Origin of the sequence: Mycobacterium colombiense (assembly GCF_001672755.1) — a bacterium.
Lineage (GTDB): Bacteria > Actinomycetota > Actinomycetes > Mycobacteriales > Mycobacteriaceae > Mycobacterium > Mycobacterium colombiense_C.
Genome location: NZ_LZKI01000189.1, coordinates 14,493 through 31,580, shown reverse-complemented (window position 1 = coordinate 31,580; position 17,088 = coordinate 14,493). Strand labels below are relative to the sequence as shown.

16 protein-coding genes are annotated in these 17,088 nt (G+C 67.3%); 6 read left to right on the top strand and 10 right to left on the bottom strand.

What is annotated here, in order from left to right:
- Position 1 precedes the first annotated feature (1 nt).
- From A5708_RS23930 to A5708_RS23915, 4 genes are read right to left on the bottom strand one after another with little or no spacing between them, the layout of a single operon-like run.
- Positions 2-1,729 (bottom strand): FAD-binding protein, encoded by a 1,728-nt coding sequence (locus A5708_RS23930; RefSeq protein WP_155766170.1) that lies wholly within the window; start codon positions 1,727-1,729, stop codon positions 2-4.
- Positions 1,730-1,737: 8 nt separating this feature from the next.
- On the bottom strand, positions 1,738-2,655 hold the full coding sequence (locus A5708_RS23925) for a 3-carboxyethylcatechol 2,3-dioxygenase (protein WP_065030989.1): 918 nt from the start codon (positions 2,653-2,655) through the stop codon (positions 1,738-1,740).
- Complete coding sequence (locus tag A5708_RS23920; RefSeq protein ID WP_065030988.1) at positions 2,603-4,318, bottom strand: bifunctional 3-(3-hydroxy-phenyl)propionate/3-hydroxycinnamic acid hydroxylase; 1,716 nt, start codon at positions 4,316-4,318, stop codon at positions 2,603-2,605. Before A5708_RS23920 ends, A5708_RS23925 begins: the two co-directional genes overlap by 53 nt.
- Complete coding sequence (locus A5708_RS23915) at positions 4,318-5,181, bottom strand: alpha/beta fold hydrolase (RefSeq protein ID WP_065030987.1); 864 nt, start codon at positions 5,179-5,181, stop codon at positions 4,318-4,320. Before A5708_RS23915 ends, A5708_RS23920 begins: the two co-directional genes overlap by 1 nt.
- Before the next feature lie 126 nt (positions 5,182-5,307).
- On the opposite strand from A5708_RS23915, the gene A5708_RS23910 reads away from it, so the two are divergent.
- The 4 genes from A5708_RS23910 to A5708_RS23895 all read left to right on the top strand — a co-directional run bounded on the left by A5708_RS23910 (position 5,308) and on the right by A5708_RS23895 (position 9,622).
- Positions 5,308-5,985, top strand: coding sequence for an IclR family transcriptional regulator (locus tag A5708_RS23910; RefSeq protein WP_064951249.1), 678 nt, complete (start codon positions 5,308-5,310; stop codon positions 5,983-5,985).
- Positions 5,986-5,999: 14 nt separating this feature from the next.
- Positions 6,000-7,616 (top strand): FAD-dependent oxidoreductase, encoded by a 1,617-nt coding sequence (locus A5708_RS23905; RefSeq protein ID WP_065030986.1) that lies wholly within the window; start codon positions 6,000-6,002, stop codon positions 7,614-7,616.
- Between the two features lie 48 nt (positions 7,617-7,664).
- Complete coding sequence (locus A5708_RS23900) at positions 7,665-8,408, top strand: class I SAM-dependent methyltransferase (RefSeq protein WP_065030985.1); 744 nt, start codon at positions 7,665-7,667, stop codon at positions 8,406-8,408.
- A 143-nt stretch (positions 8,409-8,551) separates the two neighbouring features.
- Entirely contained in the window at positions 8,552-9,622 is a 1,071-nt protein-coding gene (locus A5708_RS23895; protein ID WP_065030984.1) for a sensor domain-containing diguanylate cyclase, read from the top strand.
- A gap of 17 nt (positions 9,623-9,639) precedes the next feature.
- Here the strand turns inward: A5708_RS23895 and A5708_RS23890 are convergent, their stop codons facing one another.
- Together A5708_RS23890 and A5708_RS23885 are read right to left on the bottom strand one after the other, a co-directional pair.
- The gene (locus tag A5708_RS23890) at positions 9,640-10,143 is read right to left on the bottom strand and encodes an ester cyclase (RefSeq protein WP_081293070.1); all 504 of its coding nucleotides are present in this window, start codon (positions 10,141-10,143) and stop codon (positions 9,640-9,642) included.
- 39 nt (positions 10,144-10,182) lie between these two features.
- Positions 10,183-11,403, bottom strand: a complete 1,221-nt coding sequence (locus tag A5708_RS23885; RefSeq protein ID WP_065030982.1) for a sensor histidine kinase — start codon at positions 11,401-11,403, stop codon at positions 10,183-10,185.
- A gap of 113 nt (positions 11,404-11,516) precedes the next feature.
- Between A5708_RS23885 and A5708_RS23880 the strand changes: the two genes are divergently transcribed.
- Positions 11,517-12,170: a response regulator gene (locus tag A5708_RS23880; RefSeq protein WP_065030981.1), complete on the top strand. Its 654-nt coding sequence runs from the start codon at positions 11,517-11,519 to the stop codon at positions 12,168-12,170.
- Here the strand turns inward: A5708_RS23880 and A5708_RS23875 are convergent.
- The 3 genes from A5708_RS23875 to A5708_RS23865 all read right to left on the bottom strand — a co-directional run bounded on the left by A5708_RS23875 (position 12,163) and on the right by A5708_RS23865 (position 15,219).
- A complete protein-coding gene (locus tag A5708_RS23875) occupies positions 12,163-13,062 on the bottom strand; it encodes a thiamine pyrophosphate-dependent enzyme (RefSeq protein WP_065030980.1) in 900 nt (299 codons plus the stop codon). The genes A5708_RS23880 and A5708_RS23875 overlap by 8 nt on opposite strands.
- A 122-nt stretch (positions 13,063-13,184) precedes the next feature.
- Positions 13,185-14,072 carry a methylmalonyl Co-A mutase-associated GTPase MeaB gene (meaB, locus tag A5708_RS23870; RefSeq protein WP_065030979.1) on the bottom strand — a complete coding sequence of 296 codons (888 nt, stop codon included), beginning with the start codon at positions 14,070-14,072 and terminating at the stop codon, positions 13,185-13,187.
- Between the two features lie 7 nt (positions 14,073-14,079).
- On the bottom strand, positions 14,080-15,219 hold the full coding sequence (locus tag A5708_RS23865) for a thiolase family protein (RefSeq protein WP_065030978.1): 1,140 nt from the start codon (positions 15,217-15,219) through the stop codon (positions 14,080-14,082).
- A 154-nt stretch (positions 15,220-15,373) separates the two neighbouring features.
- Between A5708_RS23865 and A5708_RS23860 the strand changes: the two genes are divergently transcribed.
- A complete protein-coding gene (locus A5708_RS23860; RefSeq protein ID WP_065030977.1) occupies positions 15,374-16,258 on the top strand; it encodes a proline iminopeptidase-family hydrolase in 885 nt (294 codons plus the stop codon).
- A 21-nt stretch (positions 16,259-16,279) separates the two neighbouring features.
- On the opposite strand, the gene A5708_RS23855 is transcribed toward A5708_RS23860, so the two are convergent.
- Positions 16,280-17,050 (bottom strand): enoyl-CoA hydratase/isomerase family protein, encoded by a 771-nt coding sequence (locus A5708_RS23855; RefSeq protein WP_064882445.1) that lies wholly within the window; start codon positions 17,048-17,050, stop codon positions 16,280-16,282.
- Positions 17,051-17,088 lie beyond the last annotated feature (38 nt).

The window sequence follows — 17,088 nt, the reverse complement described above, 5'->3', positions numbered from 1 at the left end:
GTTACCTCCTATGAGTATTAATGGCTCGGTTGGCTGCTTGGGCCGCAACGTGTTTCGCCGCGACATAGCCGAAGGTCATGGCTGGGCCGATGGTCGCACCGGCACCCGCATAGCTGCGGCCCATCACCGGCGCGGACGCGTTACCCACCGCGTACAGGCCGGGCACCACGCTGCCGTCGGCCCGCAGCACGCGGGCGTGCTCGTCGGTCAGCAGGCCGCCCGAGGTTCCGAGGTCCCCGAGGACGATCCGGAAGGCGTAGTACGGCGGATCGCCAAGCGGATACAGGTTCGGGTTGGGCAGCGTGTGATCGCCGTAGTAGTTGTCGTACACGCTGTCGCCGCGGTTGAAATCGTCGTCGTGGCCCTTGCGGGCGAGCTCGTTGAAGCGGCCGGCGGTTTCGGCGAGCTGGTCCGCGGGCACGCCGATCTTGGCCGCCATTTCGTCCCACGTCGTGGCCGCTTTGACGACGCCCGATTCCAGCCAGGCCGGTGGGATCTTGCGGCCGGTGGGCACCGGCGCTCCCGGAATCTTGGGTATCGGCAGGTGTCCCCCGACGACGTAGCGGTTGAACGACCTGTGGTCGGTGATCAGCCAGCACGGGATGTGCGTGACGCCGGATCGCTGGCCTTCGATCATGGCGTGACCGAAGTCCATGTAGGGAGCCGCCTCGTTGATGAAGCGCCTGCCCGCGCCGTTGACGATGAACTGGGCCGGCATCATCCGTTCGTTGAGCATGAATTGCATACGGCCGTCCGGCCACTGGATCGCCGGGAACCACCAGGCCTCGTCGAGCAGATCCGTTGCAGCGCCGACTTTTTGGCCTGCGCGGATGCCGTCACCCATCGCCGCGGGATTGCCGAAGCTCCAGTCCTGGTCCACCTCGGGCAGAAGCTCTTTGCGCCAGGCGAGGTCGTGGTCGAATCCGCCGGACGCCAGGATGACGCCCAGCCGCGCACCGATCCGCTGCTCCTTGCCCTCGCGCTCCACCACCGCGCCGGTGACCGATCCGTCGGCGTCGGTGAGCAGCTGCACCATCGGCGAGTCCAGCCAGAGCGGGATGCCGCGTTCCCGCAATGCCAGCCGGAGCCGGGCCGCCAGCGACTGTCCGATCGCGGCCATCCGCTCCCCGAACACCCTCGCCCGGACCATTCGCCCGATCAACTTGAGCAGCACGCCCTTGCCCGCCCACGACTGCCTGATCCGATAGAACGTGCGCAGATCCTTGGGTCCCAACCAGATTCCCCTCGGGGCCAGCGCCAGGGGCGCGAGCAGCGTCTGCTCGTCGGGACCCAACTTCCGCAGGTCGATCGCGGGCACGTTGATCGTGCTGCCGAGCTCGGAGCCGCCGGGCAGCTCGGGGTAATAGTCGGCGTAGCCGGGTTTCCAGACGAATTCGAACCATCCGGACAGCTGCTCCAAGAACTGCAGCATTTGCGGCGCGCTCTCGACGTATTGCCGGAGCCGGGCCTCGCTGACCAATCCGTCGGTGATCAGCTTGAGGTAACCCACGACGGCTTCGGGCGAGGGTACATAGCCCTCCCGCCTCTGCGCGGGCGCCCCGGGTACCCAGATGCCGCCACCGGACAAAGCGGTGGAACCCCCGAAGTGAGACGACTTTTCGATCACCAGTGCGTCAAGCCCGGCGGCCTGTGCCGTCAGCGCGGCCGTCATGCCGCCACCGCCGGACCCGACGATGAGCACGTCGACGACGTGATCGAAACCGTCCAACGCCGTCGTCATTTCGGAAGCGCCGTTCTGATGGCGAAACCGGCGATCAATTCGGGTGCGGGCTTGTAGTAGCGCTCGGTGGTCTCGTAGGGCCCCGCCGCTTCCAGCGCCCCGAACGCCGCCACCCAGGTGCGGATCTCCTGCGCGGAGCTGCCGCCCTCATGGGCGACAAACGAATTCGACCACCCGTCCAATTCGCTCAGCCATCCTCCGTCGATGATCTCCAGGAATCGGTGGTCCCACGTCGGGTTGAGCGCCTGCAGCTCGCTGTCGCCGGCGGCGAAACTCTTTGCCGCGTCGATGACGGCGGCTTGCCGCGCCTGCCGCTGCTCGGGCGTCATCGCCCGGCCATGCAGGATCCGCTCCAGCACCGGCGCGGGCGCGGTCGCCAGGGTCGGCACCGGCGGGCTGTGCGAGAGCCCACCGGATCCCAGGATCAGAACTCGCTTGTCCAGGGTGGCCAGGTAGTCGCCGACGGCGCGGCCGAGCGCACGGCAGCGATGCATCGGGCCCAGCGGAACGCCGATGGCGTTGACGAAGATCGGTATCACGGGACGGGCGGTGGCGTCACCGAAGAGCTTTTCCAGCGGTTGAACCGTGCCGTGGTCCACGTCCATGCTGGCCGACACCGCGATGTCGACGCCCGCGTCGAGGACCGCCTTCGCGCACTCGGTCGCAAGCGATTCGGGCACGTTCAGCGGCCCGGCATGGGTGCCGTAGTCGCCGACTCCGCAGGCGCTGGTGCCGATGCAGAAGGGCGGCATGACCTTGTAGAAGAAGCCGTTGTAGTGGTCCGGAGAGAAACTGACCACCAGTTCGGGGTCATATTCTTCGACGAAGCCGCGCGCTGCGGCGATCGCGCCCTCGATGTCGTCAAGCAGGTCCCGCGACGGCCCCGGAAGATTCAGGAGAGGGCTGTGCGACATACAGCACAGAGCCAGTGCCACTTTGTAATTCACCCCCTCGCGGCGTGAGTGTGAGTGCGTCAAGGAGTGCGGCGCTCAGGTCGGGGGCGCGCTGAGCGATGCAGGCACCCGCGATGCACCGGTCGGGGCGCAGGAACAGCACCGAGTCGGAGTGGGTGTCGAACCAGGATTTGAGGCCACCGTGCCGGTCACCCACGACCACCACATCGGGGTCGTCGTGTCCGGTCCAGTGCAGTTGGGTCGCCGGGCGGAGCGCGAAGAACCGGGCTCCTACGGCTTTCCAGTTCGCGAACGCCACATCGCCGAGAATCTTGCGCGGGTTGTTGTTCCAGCACAGCACGGCGAACCACGAACCGAGCACGTCGTCGAGCAACACGTTCTGCTGGTCCCGGGTATCGACGCGGGGCTGGATGAACAGGGTTCCCACCGGCGAATCGGTGCGACCCGGCGCGGCGTGCACGACGGCACCGTGTTCATAACGCGGCATCGGCTTGAACCGCATCTCCAGCACATATCGCTTGAGCGACGGGACAATTGACGCCGAGCGCACCAACAGATCTCGGGCGGTCGCCACCCGGCGGTTGGTCGGCGAGATCACCCGGCCCACCATGGTGGACAGGTCGATCATCGCGCGGGCGTGCTTGCGGCGCTCCACGTCATAGGTGTCCAGCAGCTTGTCGTCGGCCCGCCCAGTCACCACCGCGGCCAGCTTCCAGCCCAGGTTCGCCGCGTCGCGGATCCCGCTGTTGTACCCCTGGCCCTGCCACACCGGCATCAGATGGGCCGCATCGCCGGCCAGCAGCAGCCGGCCCTGGCGGAACGCGCCGGCGATCCGCGAGTGGTGGGTGTACACCCGGCGCCGGATCACGTCGACCCGCTCGGGGTGGGGCACCATTCGGGCCAGCATCTGCGTCAGGAACGCGGGATCCTCGGCCTGCTCGTCGGTCTCGTCGGCGTGAATCATGAACTCGAAGCGGCGAATTCCGTGGGCGATCGAGATCGAGGCGTACGGGCGTTCGGGATCGGCGCCGACCTCACTGTTCGGGTGCCCGAGCGGGTCGTTGGCGATGTCGACCACCAGCCACCGGGTCGACGACGTCGTTCCGTCGAACGACACACCCATCACCCGGCGGGTCATGCTGCGGCCGCCGTCGCACCCGACCACATAGCGCGCCCGCACACGTGAGGTGTCACCGTCGTTGTCGGCGTCGCCGAGTTCGACGGTCACCGCGTCGGCGCTCTCCTGGCATGCCGTCATCGGGCGTCCCCATCGCACCTGGACGTGTTCGAATCGGTCCAGGCCGGCCAGCAGTTCGGCATCCACGAGTGGTTGGACGAAGCCATTTCGCTTCGGCCACCCGAAACGTGCGTCCGGTGGCGCCATTTCGGCGAGCACTCGGCGCTTGGCGTCGACGAACCGAAGAATCTGGTTGGGCACGGTGTGCGGCAGCACCCGCTCGGCGAGCCCGATCGACTGGAAGGTCCGCAGCGCCTCGTCATCCAGGCCGACCCCGCGGGGGTAGTCGATGAGGGTGTGCCGCTCGTCGACCACCACCGTGCGGATGCCTTGCAGGCCAAGGATGTTGGCGAGGGTCAAGCCGACCGGGCCCGCGCCCACCACGAGCACGTCGGTCTCGATGTTCTCCTGCCCGGGTGCAACCATTACCGGCCCAGCAGGAAGTCGAGATGCAACTGGTTGAACGTCTTGGGGTCCTCGTACTGCGGCCAGTGGCCGCAACCGGGCATCACCTCGAATCGCGCGCCCGGAATCATCGACGCCATTCGGCGTCCCTCCGTCACGTCGGCGGTGGGGTCGTCACTGGTCCACAGCACCAGCGTCGGGGCGATGATCGACCCGTATTCGTCCGGGCCGAGGATGTTGCGCGCGCGAATCTCCGGATCCTGCAACGCCATGATGTCGCTCATCGCGGAGACGAATCCCGGCTGGCGATAAACCCGTTGGCGGCTGGCAACCAGGTCGTCGTAGCCCTTCGACTTGTCGGCCATCAACCACTTGATGCGCGCTTGCACCGTCTCCCAGGCCGGGTTCTCGGCGGCGGCCATGGACAGCGTGATGATCCGTTGCATCACCACGGGATCGGCCTGCGAACCGCCGGCGGTGTTGAGCACCAGCCGCTCGACCACGTCGGGATGGTCGACCGCGGTGCGGGCGGCCACCCAGCCCCCGAGCGATTCGCCGCTGATGTAGGCGCGGTTTACACCGATGGTGCGCAACACCGCCATCAGATGCTCGACGTAGTGCGCGACTTCCAGCGGATGCCCCGGCTTGTCGGTGTATCCGTGGCCCAGCATGTCGATCGACCAGGTCCAGAAATGCTCGGCGTGCGCGGCCAGGTTGCGGACGTAGGCCTCGGCGTGGCCACCGGATCCATGCAGCAGCATCAGTACCGGCTTGCCCGGATCACCGGCGCGCAGGTAACGGGTCCGTATACCTCCGGCGTCGAGGTAGCCCTGCTCAAACGCGACGCCCTGGAGATCGCTCCAGATGCTCTCGAACTCCGCCACGGTGCTGTCCGGCCTCCAGATCGGGGAAATCTCGTTCTCGTTTTCGGCTTATCTTGTGTGCTAATATCGCACACTAATGTGCGTTATATATAGAGCTTCGCTCTCGCGGCAAGGTCTGTCAAGGCTGTGACGGGGTCCGGTACCGGTTCGCAGACCCTGGCCAGGGGGCTGACCGCGCTGCAGATGGTGGCGGACTCTCCCGGCGGACTGACGGTGCAACAGCTCGCCGATCAGGTGGGGGTGCACCGCACCATCGCCTATCGGCTGTTGACGACGCTGGCCGAGTTCCGGCTGGTGGCCAAGGGAGAGGACGGCCGCTACCGGCCGGCCGCGGGCCTGGCCGTGCTCGGCGCTTCCTTCGACCGCAACGTGCGGCAGGTGAGTCTGCCGACGCTGCGGGCGCTGGCCGATGAGCTCGGCACCACCGTGTCCCTGCTCATCGCCGAAGGCGACCAGCAGGTGGCGATCGCGGTCATCGTGCCCAGCCATGTCGCCTACCAGCTTTCCTTCCACGAGGGCAGCCGCTATCCGCTGGACCGCGGCGCCGCCGGGATCGCCCTGCTCGCATGCATGCCTCCACGCCCGGGCGAACGAGAGCTGGTCTCCCGTGCCCGCGAACGTGGTTGGGTGACCACCTACGGTGAGATCGAACCGAATACGTACGGCTTGGCCGTGGGGGTGCGCCGTCCGGTGCCGTCCCCACCGACGTGCATCAACCTCATCTCGCATCGGGAAGACGTCGTGATGCGCGGAAAGGATGCGGTCGTCAAAGCCGCCAAGCAGTTGTCGGAGCTACTGAGCTGAAGGGATAGCAGTCCATGTCATGGGACCACGAAGTCGACGTCGTCGTGCTCGGCAGTGGCGGCGCCGGCCTCACCGCCGCACTGACCGCGGCAGTCACGGGCGCCTCCGTTGAGGTCTACGAGAAGGCCCCGACCGTCGGCGGCACCACCGCCGTGTCCGGCGGCATCGTGTGGATCCCCGCCCATAACCGTTCTCCCGACGGCGAATTGACGCCCGCCGACGCGCTGCGGTACCTGCGTGCCCAGTCGCTCGGTTCGATGGACGACGAGCTGGTGGAAACGTTCGTGCGCACCGGGCCGGCGATGCTCGATTTCATCGAGGCACACAGCGGTCTTCAGTTCGAGATCGCGACCGGATTCCCCGACTACCGTCCCGAGTTGCCGGGCGGGCGGCCGGGCGGCGGCAGGTCGCTCAGCGCGGCCCCCTTCGACCTGGCCCAGCTCGGCGAATGGGCAACGCGGATAACGTCTTTCCCGGCCGACTGGTCCAACGTCGGCTTCGACGCCGAGACCAGGGCGCGCCTGCACGCGGCGATCGACGAACGAACCAGCCATCTGTGCGTCGCGGGCACCGCGCTGATCGCGGGCCTGCTCAAGGGCCTGCTGGATGCCGGCGTGACCCCACACACCGACGCCAGGGCCGAAGGCCTCGTCGCCGAAGACGGCGAAATCACCGGGGTGCGCGTGGCGCTGCCGGATCGGACGATCAGTGTTCGTGCCCGGCACGGAGTCATCCTGGGCACCGGCGGCTTCGAGTGGGATCCCGCTCTGACACAAGCCTTTCTGCGGGGTCCCATGCACGGCGCGGTCTCGCCGCCCAACAACACCGGCGACGGCTTGCGCATGGCGATGGAGCACGGGGCCGACCTGGCCAACATGGGCGAGGCCTGGTGGGTGCCGATCGTGCAAATCCCGGGCGACACCATCGAGGGGAGGCCCCGCAGCCGCAGCGTGCGGCTGGAGCGAACACGGCCGCGCAGCATCATCGTCAACTCGGCCGGCCGGCGCTTCGTCAACGAGGCATGCGACTACAACTCGATGGCGGGCGCCTTCCATTACCTGGACCCTCGCGGCGGCTACGTCAACGATCGCGGATGGATGGTGTTCGACTCGATTCACCTGCAGCGCTACGGTTTTCTCGGGATCGAGCCGGGACAACCCGTCCCGGACTGGTTCTGCGAGTCGGCGGACCTCACCGAGTTGGCCGCCAAGACGGGTATCGACGCCGAAGGTCTGACCCGCACGGTCGAGAGCTGGAACCGCCACGTGGCCGCCGGCGCCGACCCCGACTTCGGCCGCGGCTCCAGCGCCTACGACGGTTACTGGGGCGATGACAGCGCGACCACGCCGGCCGGTAAGACGCTGGGCCCGATCGATACCGCCCCGTTCTACGCGGTGCCGGTGAGCATCGGGGCGATGGGCACCAAGGGCGGCCCGCGCACCGATCACGATGCCCGCGTTCTGCATGTCGGCGGCGAGCCGATACCGGGCCTGTTCGCTGCGGGCAATGCGATGGGCGGCGTGACCGGGCGGGCCTACGGGGGCGCCGGCGGAACACTGGGCCCGGCAATGGTTTTCGGTTACCGAGCTGGCCACGCGGCCGCCACCGGGAAGTCGGTGGACCTGAAGTAGGCGGGCGCCTACTGGTGCAACCGCACCCGCCTGCGTCATCCTGAGTCGATGGTCGCCTACGACCGGATCGGCGCCACCTATTGCAGCACTCGCCGACCCGACCCGCGGATCGCCTCCCAGGTGCACGCCGCCCTCACCGCGATGGACACCGTCGTCAACGTGGGGGCCGGCACCGGATCTTACGAGCCGGCCCAGACCGTTGTCGCGGTCGAGCCGAGCATGGTGATGATCGCGCAGCGGCCCGCAGGGTCAGCCCCGTGTGTACAGGCATTGGCGGAGGCTTTGCCGTTGCGCGACAGGTGCGTTGACGCCGCCATGGCCCTGCTGACCGTTCATCACTGGAGCGACGTTGCCGCTGGGATCCAACAGCTACGCCGCGTCGCGCGCCGCCGGGTAGTCGTCTTGACGTGGGATCAATCGGTGATTCAGAACTTCTGGTTGTTGCGCGAATATCTGCCCGACGCCGCTCGCATCAACGAGGAGCTTCATGTTCCGATCGCGCGACTCGTGGAGTTGCTGGGAGGAGCCCACGTGCAATCCGTGCCCGTACCGCACGACTGCACCGACGGGTTCGGCGCCGCCTACTGGCGCCGCCCCCATGCCTATCTCGATCCCACCGTGCGCGCCGGCATTTCGATGCTGGCGTACGCGCAGCCGGCCTCCCTGGCCGCGGGTCTGGACCGGCTCGCGGCCGACCTGCGCTCCGGACAATGGCAACACCGGCACTCCGAACTACTCGACCAACAGGAGCTCGACGCCGGCTACCGCCTGTTGGTCAGCGACTACGGATGAGGCACGAACCGCACGTGAAAGCGCGTCGCGTGTGACGGCCGGCCCGGAAAGGTTCAATAATGGCGCCGGGGATCACGAAAGGTTGCCGGTCCGATGGGCTGCACAGCACGACACCTGACGTATGGCCGAGGAATCGCTGACTGATGCGACGGCTGTGGAGTTGGTGGGATCAGCCGGACCGGTATGAATGGATCACGACCTTCCTCCGGCAACGCACAATGCTGCGCTCGGCGCGTACGGCCTTGGCCGCCGTCATCGGTTCGTCGGCGTTGGTGCCGCTGACCGTGTTGCCGAGTCAGCATCGACCCAGCCTCGTTGAAGTCATCACCGGCGGCGTTGCCGCCACGTTCACCCTCGGGCTGACCGTGTTGTTGTTGACGCGCTGGCCTACCCGTCGGCAATCACAAACCGGCGCGCTGATCGGCGCGCTCGGCGTCGGCGGCTGGAGCCTCGTCCAGCCCACCGGTGCCATCGCCGCCCTGGCCTGCACCGCGATGGCGATCCCCGCCGGCTACATCGCCTTCTTTCACGGCTCCAGGCTCCTGCCGTTCACCGGCGCGATAACCGTCGCCGTCACCACCGCCGCGGTGGTGCGACTCGCTCGGGAAACCAACATGGCCACGGCGGCCTCCGCGTTTTGGGTCAATGCCTTCCTCAACCTGTCTGTCCCCCTCGGCATTTTGATGATGTCGCGGGCAATGGAGACGTATGTTCAGCGGTCGGAGGAGGATCCGCTCACCGGCCTGCTGAATCGACGCGCGTTTACCGCCGCCGTCAGCCATCGACTGGCGAACCCGCCCTCGCCCCATACCCATCTGGCGGTGGTGATGGTCGATCTCGACAACTTCAAACGCATCAACGACACCTACGGTCATTCGGCCGGTGATGAAGTCCTGCGGGCGGTGGCCGAGCTGCTGCGCGCCCACACCCCGGCCGACGCGATGATTTGCCGCGCCGGCGGCGAAGAATTCCTGGTCGCGCTGACGTCTACCACCTCGGACGTGAGTGATCTGGCCGCGCGGATTTGCGCCGAGCTCGCCCGGCAATCTCCGAAGATAACGGCCAGCATTGGCACCGCCAGCGCCGAATTGGACCTACTAGCCGGGCCCGACGTCGGATGGCTCGTCGACGAGCTGATCAGGATCGCCGACACTGCCATGTACTCCGCAAAACGCGGCGGCGGAAACCAGGCCCAGCACGGGGTGCGGGCGTAGCGGTCACTGCTTTTCGCCTAGGCGCGGTCCGCCGTCAGGCACTCTTGCGTCGGCCAACCCAACTGCTCCCACATTGACAGCTTGTTCCAGTCTTTGATGAATTCGACGAGTTTTCCGTCCTGTAGCCGAAACAGCGCCGCCGCCGACCAGCGCGCCGTATGGCCCGTCGGCCCAAGGTCGCCGTGCGGTTCACCTCGGTGCGCTCCCTCGGCGGTGTAACGCAGACAGACACGGTCGGCTTTGGCAAAGAGAACGTCAAAACTGACGATGTGCAGATCGTTCACCTGCTTCATGAGCCGACCGTGGTCCTCCGCATACTCCTCGAGCGTGTGGACGTCCCCGAAGGTGGTGGGTGCGACGAATTTATTGTTCGGTCCGCACAGGTGCTCAACGGCGTGCGCGCTGGCGCGGCCTGGGGTGTACGAGATCTCCATATACTCGCGAACAATGTTGATGTTTCGCTGTTCGTCAGGCGTGGGTTGGTCTGTGGTCGCTTCGTGCGATGGCTGGCTCGGCTGCATGGCTACCTCCTGGCGAGGTGCATACCCACAAGTCTGTCGTTAATTCTTCAACGGCACTTCGACGCAGACGTGGCTGCCCACCGGGACGTCGAGAAACACCAGGGCTCCCCCGGCGGCCTCCACCCGCGCGCGATGCGACGCCAGACCGATATGGCCCTCCCCCAGGCGGCGCGCCATCGTCTCCCGGCCGAACCCCACACCGTCGTCGATTACATGCAAAACGCAAGTCCGGTCCGTGATCCCGAGCATCACCGTCGCACTGCGGGCCGCGGCATGTTGCACGACGTTGGACAACAACTCGCGCACCACGCCGAACATGACGGGATCGATGTCGCTGCGCGTCGAATACTCGATATCGGTGGTGATGTCGATGCCGGACCGCTGTGCGGTGAACTCCGCGAGCTGCTGCACCGCGGCGCCGAGTCCGACCTGCTCGAGTACCGCCGGATGCAGCTCGAAAGTGGCCTGCCGCAACCGTTCCGAGGCCATCTGCAAACCGGCCAGCGCCCGGCCGACGCGCTCATCGCCGTCGACCGCCGCGTCCAATTCGACGAGCTCTTGACGCACGGCCAGGATGTCTTGCAGGGGTCCGTCGTGGATGAATTCCGAGATCCGACGCTGTGACACATCCGACGCGTTCATCGTCTGCGCAAGTAATTCCTCTCGCAGGGCGCTCAATCCGGCTACCGAGCGGGTATGACGCTCCTCGATGCGCACCACCAAGAAGGCTGCGCAACAAAGAAATGCGTAGAGCAGGAACCGAAATCCCGCCTCCGGCAACTTGACTCCGCTCAACATCACCGGATCTTGCAGCACGGCAATGGCGAATCCCAGCATGGAGAAGATCAGCACCACCGCCGCTCGGCGCGAGGAGACGTCAAGTCCCAGTAGGACCGGCAACATCGCCATGATCAACAGCGGATAGACCCCGTTGGTGGACAACAGCTGGAAGACGGTCAGCGCGACGATGTCGATGACGGTGAAGACAAACGGTTCCAACCGGCCGATCGCAACCAGTCGGCCCATTCCGATCCATCGCCGGAAAGGAGCGAAAGCCAATCCCAGCGCGCTCAGGGCGACGAGGCCGTACAAGACAATCAGCACGCTTTCCTGCGGCCACTCCGATCGCCTGGTGCCGATGATCATGGCAGCGACCATGAGGCCGACCACACCGATCCGCAGCACCGAGCCGATGCGGTACGAGCGCAGCTGGTGAACGGTGCGCACCCGCTCCAGCTCCACGTCACCGGCGACCGCCACCCGATCACCGTACTCATCCGCGTCCGCCGCCCCGAAGCAAACTGGAAAACGACTCATCGTGCCGCCCGGAAAATGCGAACGCCGCTGTGGGGCAAACGGCTACACTCGTCGCCATGGTCGGCGCGGCTACCCCCGAAACGGTGCGGGTGGTCGTCGGTGATGATCACCCGCTTTTTCGCGAGGGCGTGGTGCGCGCGCTGTCGTCGAGCGGTTCGGTGGACGTCGTCGGTGAGGCGGAAGACGGCTCTGCGGCACTGGAAATGATCAAGTCGCAGGTGCCCGACGTCGCGCTGCTCGACTACCGGATGCCCGGCATGGACGGCGCCCAGGTGGCGGCGGCGGTGCGGACGCAGGGATTGGCCACCCGGGTACTGCTGATCTCGGCGCACGACGAGTCGGCGATCGTGTACCAGGCGCTGCAGCAGGGCGCGGCCGGGTTCGTGCTGAAGGACTCGACGCGCAGCGAGATCGTCAAGGCCGTGCTCGACTGCGCACAGGGTCACGATGTGGTGGCGCCCGCGCTCGTCGGCGGCCTCGCCGCCGAAATCCGGCAGCGTGCGGAACCGTCGGCACCGGTGTTGAGTGCCCGCGAACGCGAGGTGCTCAACAGGATCTCCCGCGGTCAAAGCATCCCTGCGATTGCGGGTGAGCTCTTTGTGGCCCCGTCGACGGTGAAAACGCACGTGCAACGCCTTTACGAGAAGCTCGGCGTCAGCGATCGCGCGGCCGCCGTCGCCGAGGCAATGCGGCAGGGTCTGCTCAGCTAGCGGCCGACCAGGGCTTCGACTCTGGCATGGGCGGAATCTGCCGCGCCCGCACCAACGCTCTCGCCGAAGCCATGGCCTCGGCCACCAGGTGGCGTGCCCCGCGTTCCACCTCGCAGAGATGGTCGCCGTCGCTGCCGGTGGCGGCCAGTTGCCGACGTGCGAAGACCAGCGGATCGACTGCCGCGGGGTGACTCGTTTGGTAGGTGATCGCCTCGACCAGGGCGGGGCCGTCGCCGGCGCTCGCCCGGTGCACCGCCTCGGCGACCGAGTCGGCCACCGCCACAACGTCCCTGCCGTCGACCGGTAGCAGCGGCATCGCTTCCGACTCGTACGCGCGACGACGGGCGTTGGATGCACCGCGGATGTTCTCCACGACGAACACCACCGGTAGCCGCCATTGCACGGCGATCCTTGCGGCGGTGGTGAACTCGACGGAGTGCGTGTCGCGGCCACCGATGACACACACACTGACCTCGCCCTGGCCGGTCAGTCGCTGGGTGTTGGCGTCACCCAGCGCAAACAGCGTCGATTGGCCCAGAGCCGTCTCGTTGGCCAGTGACCGTTTCCAGTCGGCGGCCCCGCCGCCGGCGCGGCGCTTGGGGCCGATCATGTCGGCGATGGCCGGGCCCAGCGGGAGGGCCAGGCCGACCTGCTGAGCGTGCCGGAACTGCGGGGTGCTGGCGTTGACCAGATCGCCCGGCCTCAGCGCCGCAACCGTCCCGATGGCCACGGCCTCCTGGCCGAATTCCACGTGCGCACTGTCGTCGATCAGACCGTCGACGCGCAGCTCCTCCAACGCCATGTCGAGCAGTCGCAGAACCCACATGCGGCGATACAGCTCCAACCGTTCGTCGCGGACCAGTGCTGCCGAAGTCTGGGGTGTGTGAGTCATGCGGGTCTCCTACTCTCAAGCGAACACGCTCAACGTAGGGCGATTGCGCGGGCCGCACCTCCGCCAATCGGTCAGCAAAGGTGATGATTGCGCGTGTCCCCCGATCGGGGGACAGGGGGCCGTCAGTCCGTTCCGGGCGAGGGAGGTGTGATCAGCTGATCAGCGGCTGTGTACGGGTCCTGGTGGCCGTCGACGACCGCTTCGGCCAGCCGGTCCAGATCGGGCTGGGTCCGCAGCCGGGTTTGCGCCAGCGACAGAATCTGCGCCCGGGCGCGGGCCAGGCGGCGGGCGCGGCTGTCGGTGCGGCGGTGGTCCTCGATGGCGGCCATCAGGTCTTTGATGCCCTCACCCCGGGCAGCGATCAGCGAAACGATGGGGGCGCTGGTTTCGGCCCGAAGATCCCGAACCGTCTGTTCGGCACCGTCCCGGTCCGCCTTGTTGACCGCCACGATGTCGGCGACTTCCAGCACTCCCGCCTTGGCGGCCTGGACCGCGTCGCCCGCGCCGGGATTGAGGATGACGACGGTCGGGTCGGCGACGGCGGCAATCTCGATCTCGGACTGCCCCACCCCCACCGTCTCCAGCAGGACCACGTCGTAACCGATCGCGCCCAGCAGCCGGATGGCCGCCGGCACCGCGGCTGCCAGGCCGCCCAGGTGCCCACGGGTGGCCACCGAACGGATGAGTACGTCGGAGTCGTTGATATGCGCGGCCATTCGAATTCGGTCGCCCAGCAGTGCTCCGCCACTGAACGGGGACGACGGGTCCACCGCCAGCACCGCCACCCGGCTGCCGCGCTCGCGGTACGCGGCGACCAGCGCGGCGACCGTCGTCGACTTTCCCGCGCCCGGCGGTCCGGTGATGCCGACCACCGGTCCCATGCCCTGCGGTGCGGGACCGATGGTCTCCAGGACCTCGTCGCGCCGGTCGCCCTCGACCAGGCTGAGCAGCCGACCGGCCGCGCGGGGAGATCCATTGCGCGCGCGGGCAATCAGGTCGGCGATGATCATGTACGCATTATGGAGCCGGGACCTCGATCACGGTCGCCGAGCCCATGCCACCGCCCGCGCACATCGCCGCGACGCCGATGCCACCGCCGCGGCGGCGCAATTCGTGCACCAGGGTGACCAGCATCCGGGCTCCGGTCGCCGCGACGGGGTGCCCCAGCGAGCAGCCGCTACCGCTGACGTTGACCTTGTCGGGGTCGAGCTCGAGCAGTTTGATGGTGGCCACGCACATCGCGGCGAAGGCTTCGTTGATCTCGAAGAGGTCGACGTCGGAGGTCGAAAGTCCGGCCCGCTTAAGGGCTTTCGGTATCGCCTCCACTGGCGCCAGGCCGGTGATCGCCGGGTCGACGCCGACGGATGCCCAGGACCGGATGGTGGCCAGCGCGGGCATGTCGAGGCGGTCGCTGGCGATGACGAGCGCCGCCGCACCGTCGTTGGCGCCGCACGCGTTGCCGGCGGTGATCGAGAAGCCCTCGATCTCGGGGTGCAGCGGCTTGAGCGCGGCCAGTTTCTCCATGGTGGTGTCGCGACGCGGGTGCTCGTCGACCGAGAACAGGCCGTGCGACGTCTCGATCGGGACGATCTCCTCCTTGAAGCGACCTTCGTCGATGGCGGCGATGGCATTGCGGTGTGACCGCAGCGCCCAGGCGTCCATCTCCTCGCGACTCACGCCGGCCTTGACCGCGGCGTTCCAGCCCACAGTGATCGACATGTCCATGTTCGGCGCGTCCGGCCGGTCCGGGTGGGTCGGCGGGAACCAGTCGACCCACTCGCCGTCCACCTGGATGCGGGAGCGCGGCGACGTCGACGCGGCGTTCACGCCGCCGGCGATGATCAGCTCGTCCATCCCGGCCCGCACGCTTGCCGCCGCGCTCTGCACCGCCGCCTGGCCGGCCGCGCAGTGCCGGTTGTTGGCCAACCCGGGGACGTGGGACAGCCCGGCGGTGATGGCCGCGTGGCGGGCGATCACGCCGCCGCCGTAGAGGCCCTCGCCCAGGATCACATCGTCGACCCGCGCGGGGTCCAGATCCCTCGCCGCTTCGGTCACCACGTGCTGCGCCAGGTCGAACGCACTGGTATCGCGCAGTGTGCCCTTGCGGGCGGTGCCGATGGGGGTGCGCAGGGCGGACACGATGACGGCTTCAGACACGGGTCTTCTCCACTTCAACCAGCAGGTGCGGCGCTCCGAGAGCCATCCGCACGTTCATGAGAACACTATTCTCTCAGTAGGAGAGTATGAGTTGCAAGGAGCGGCCCTCGCCGCAGCCCGCCTCAGGTGGCCAGGACTGCCTACACTGCTGCTGATGGCGGACGCGACGACTGCGCCGGAAGGGACGATCGAAGTCCCGGGCGGGGAGATTTGGTTCAAGCGGACCGGTGGCGGCGCGGGTCTTCCGCTGCTCGTCATTCACGGCGGGCCGGGCCTGCCGCACGATTACTTGCGGTCGCTGGGGCGGTTGGCCACGGAGCGCGAAGTCATCTTCTGGGATCAGCTCGGCTGCGGAAACTCCAAATGCCCACCCAACCGCGAGCTTTGGACGATGAATCGCTCGGTGGCCGAAGTGGACGCCGTGGTGCGAGCCCTGAATCTGGACCGCTTCCACCTGTTCGGCAATTCGTGGGGCGGGATGCTGGCCCAGCAGTATGTGCTCGACGCGGCGCCCGCCGGCGCCGCGAGCCTGACCATTTCCAACAGCATCGCGTCCATCCCGGAGTTCGCGAAGATGGTGGCGCGCTTGAAGTCCGAACTGGACCCTGCCACCCAGGCCGCCATCGACCGGCATGAGGCCGCCGGCAGCACGCACGCGCCGGAGTATCAGGCCGCCATCCGAACCTGGAACGAGACCTACCTGTGCCGGGTACGCCCGTGGCCGCGCGAGCTCGAGGATGCGTTCCGCAAGATGGACGCCGAAGTCTTCGAGACCATGTTCGGCCCCAGCGACTTTCACATCGTGGGGACGATCCGGAACTGGGATGTGGTCGACCGGCTCGGCGAAATTGCCGTGCCGACACTGGTACTCGCGGGCCGGTACGACGAGTGCGTGCCCGAACACATGTGGGAAATGCACCAGCGGATACCGGGTTCACGGTTCGAGCTGTTCGAGGCCAGCGCACACATGCCGTTCATCGAGGAGCCGGACAAGTTCGATGCGGTGATGCGCGACTTCCTGCGCCGGCATGATGCCTGAGGCCGTCGCGCGGTTACAACCTCAGTTCTTCTTGGCCGCGTTGAATTTCGCGACGTTGGCGCGGAAGTCCTCGGTCACGAACGACTGGCTCTCGGCCGACAGCGCATAGTCCAAGCTGGCGAGCACGGCGCGCTCCAGATGGATGTTGAGCACCCGCTTGGTGCTCTCCACCGCCTGCTGCGGCAGCTCCAAGATCTTTTTGGCGCTGGCGATCGCCTCCGCAACCGGGTCGTCCGCAATGTGATTGGCCAAGCCGAGTTCCACGGCCCGCTGGGCGCTGATCCGGGTGCCGGTGAGGGCGAATTCCTTGGCCAGCAGCAGGCTGATGTGCAGCGGCCAGGTCAGCGGCCCACCGTCGGCGGCCACCAGCCCCACCTGCACGTGCGGGTCGGCCAGATAGGCGCTTTCGGCGATGTACACGATGTCGCTGAGCGCCACCAGGCTGCAGCCCAGCCCGACGGCGGGGCCGTTGACCGCCGCCACCACCGGAATTCGGCAGCGGGCCATGCCCAGCACGATCTCGCGCCCGTCCCGGATGGTTTTGGCGCGCAGCTCAGCATCGTTCGCCAGCTCCTCCAGGTAGGTGAAATCGCCGCCGGCCGAAAACGCCCGGCCGGCACCGGTGATCACCGCGGCGCGGGCCGTGGGGTCATCGGTGAGTCGCTGCCAGAGCCGGGCGAGTCCGACGTGCAGGTTGTCGTTGACCGAGTTGAGCGAATCAGGGCGGTTGAGCGTGATGATGCGCAGGGCACCGTCGGCCTGAACGTCGATTTCGGTAGGCATGTCGTACACGTCAGACTCCTTCGATGGTCGTGACCCGCTTCACCCGG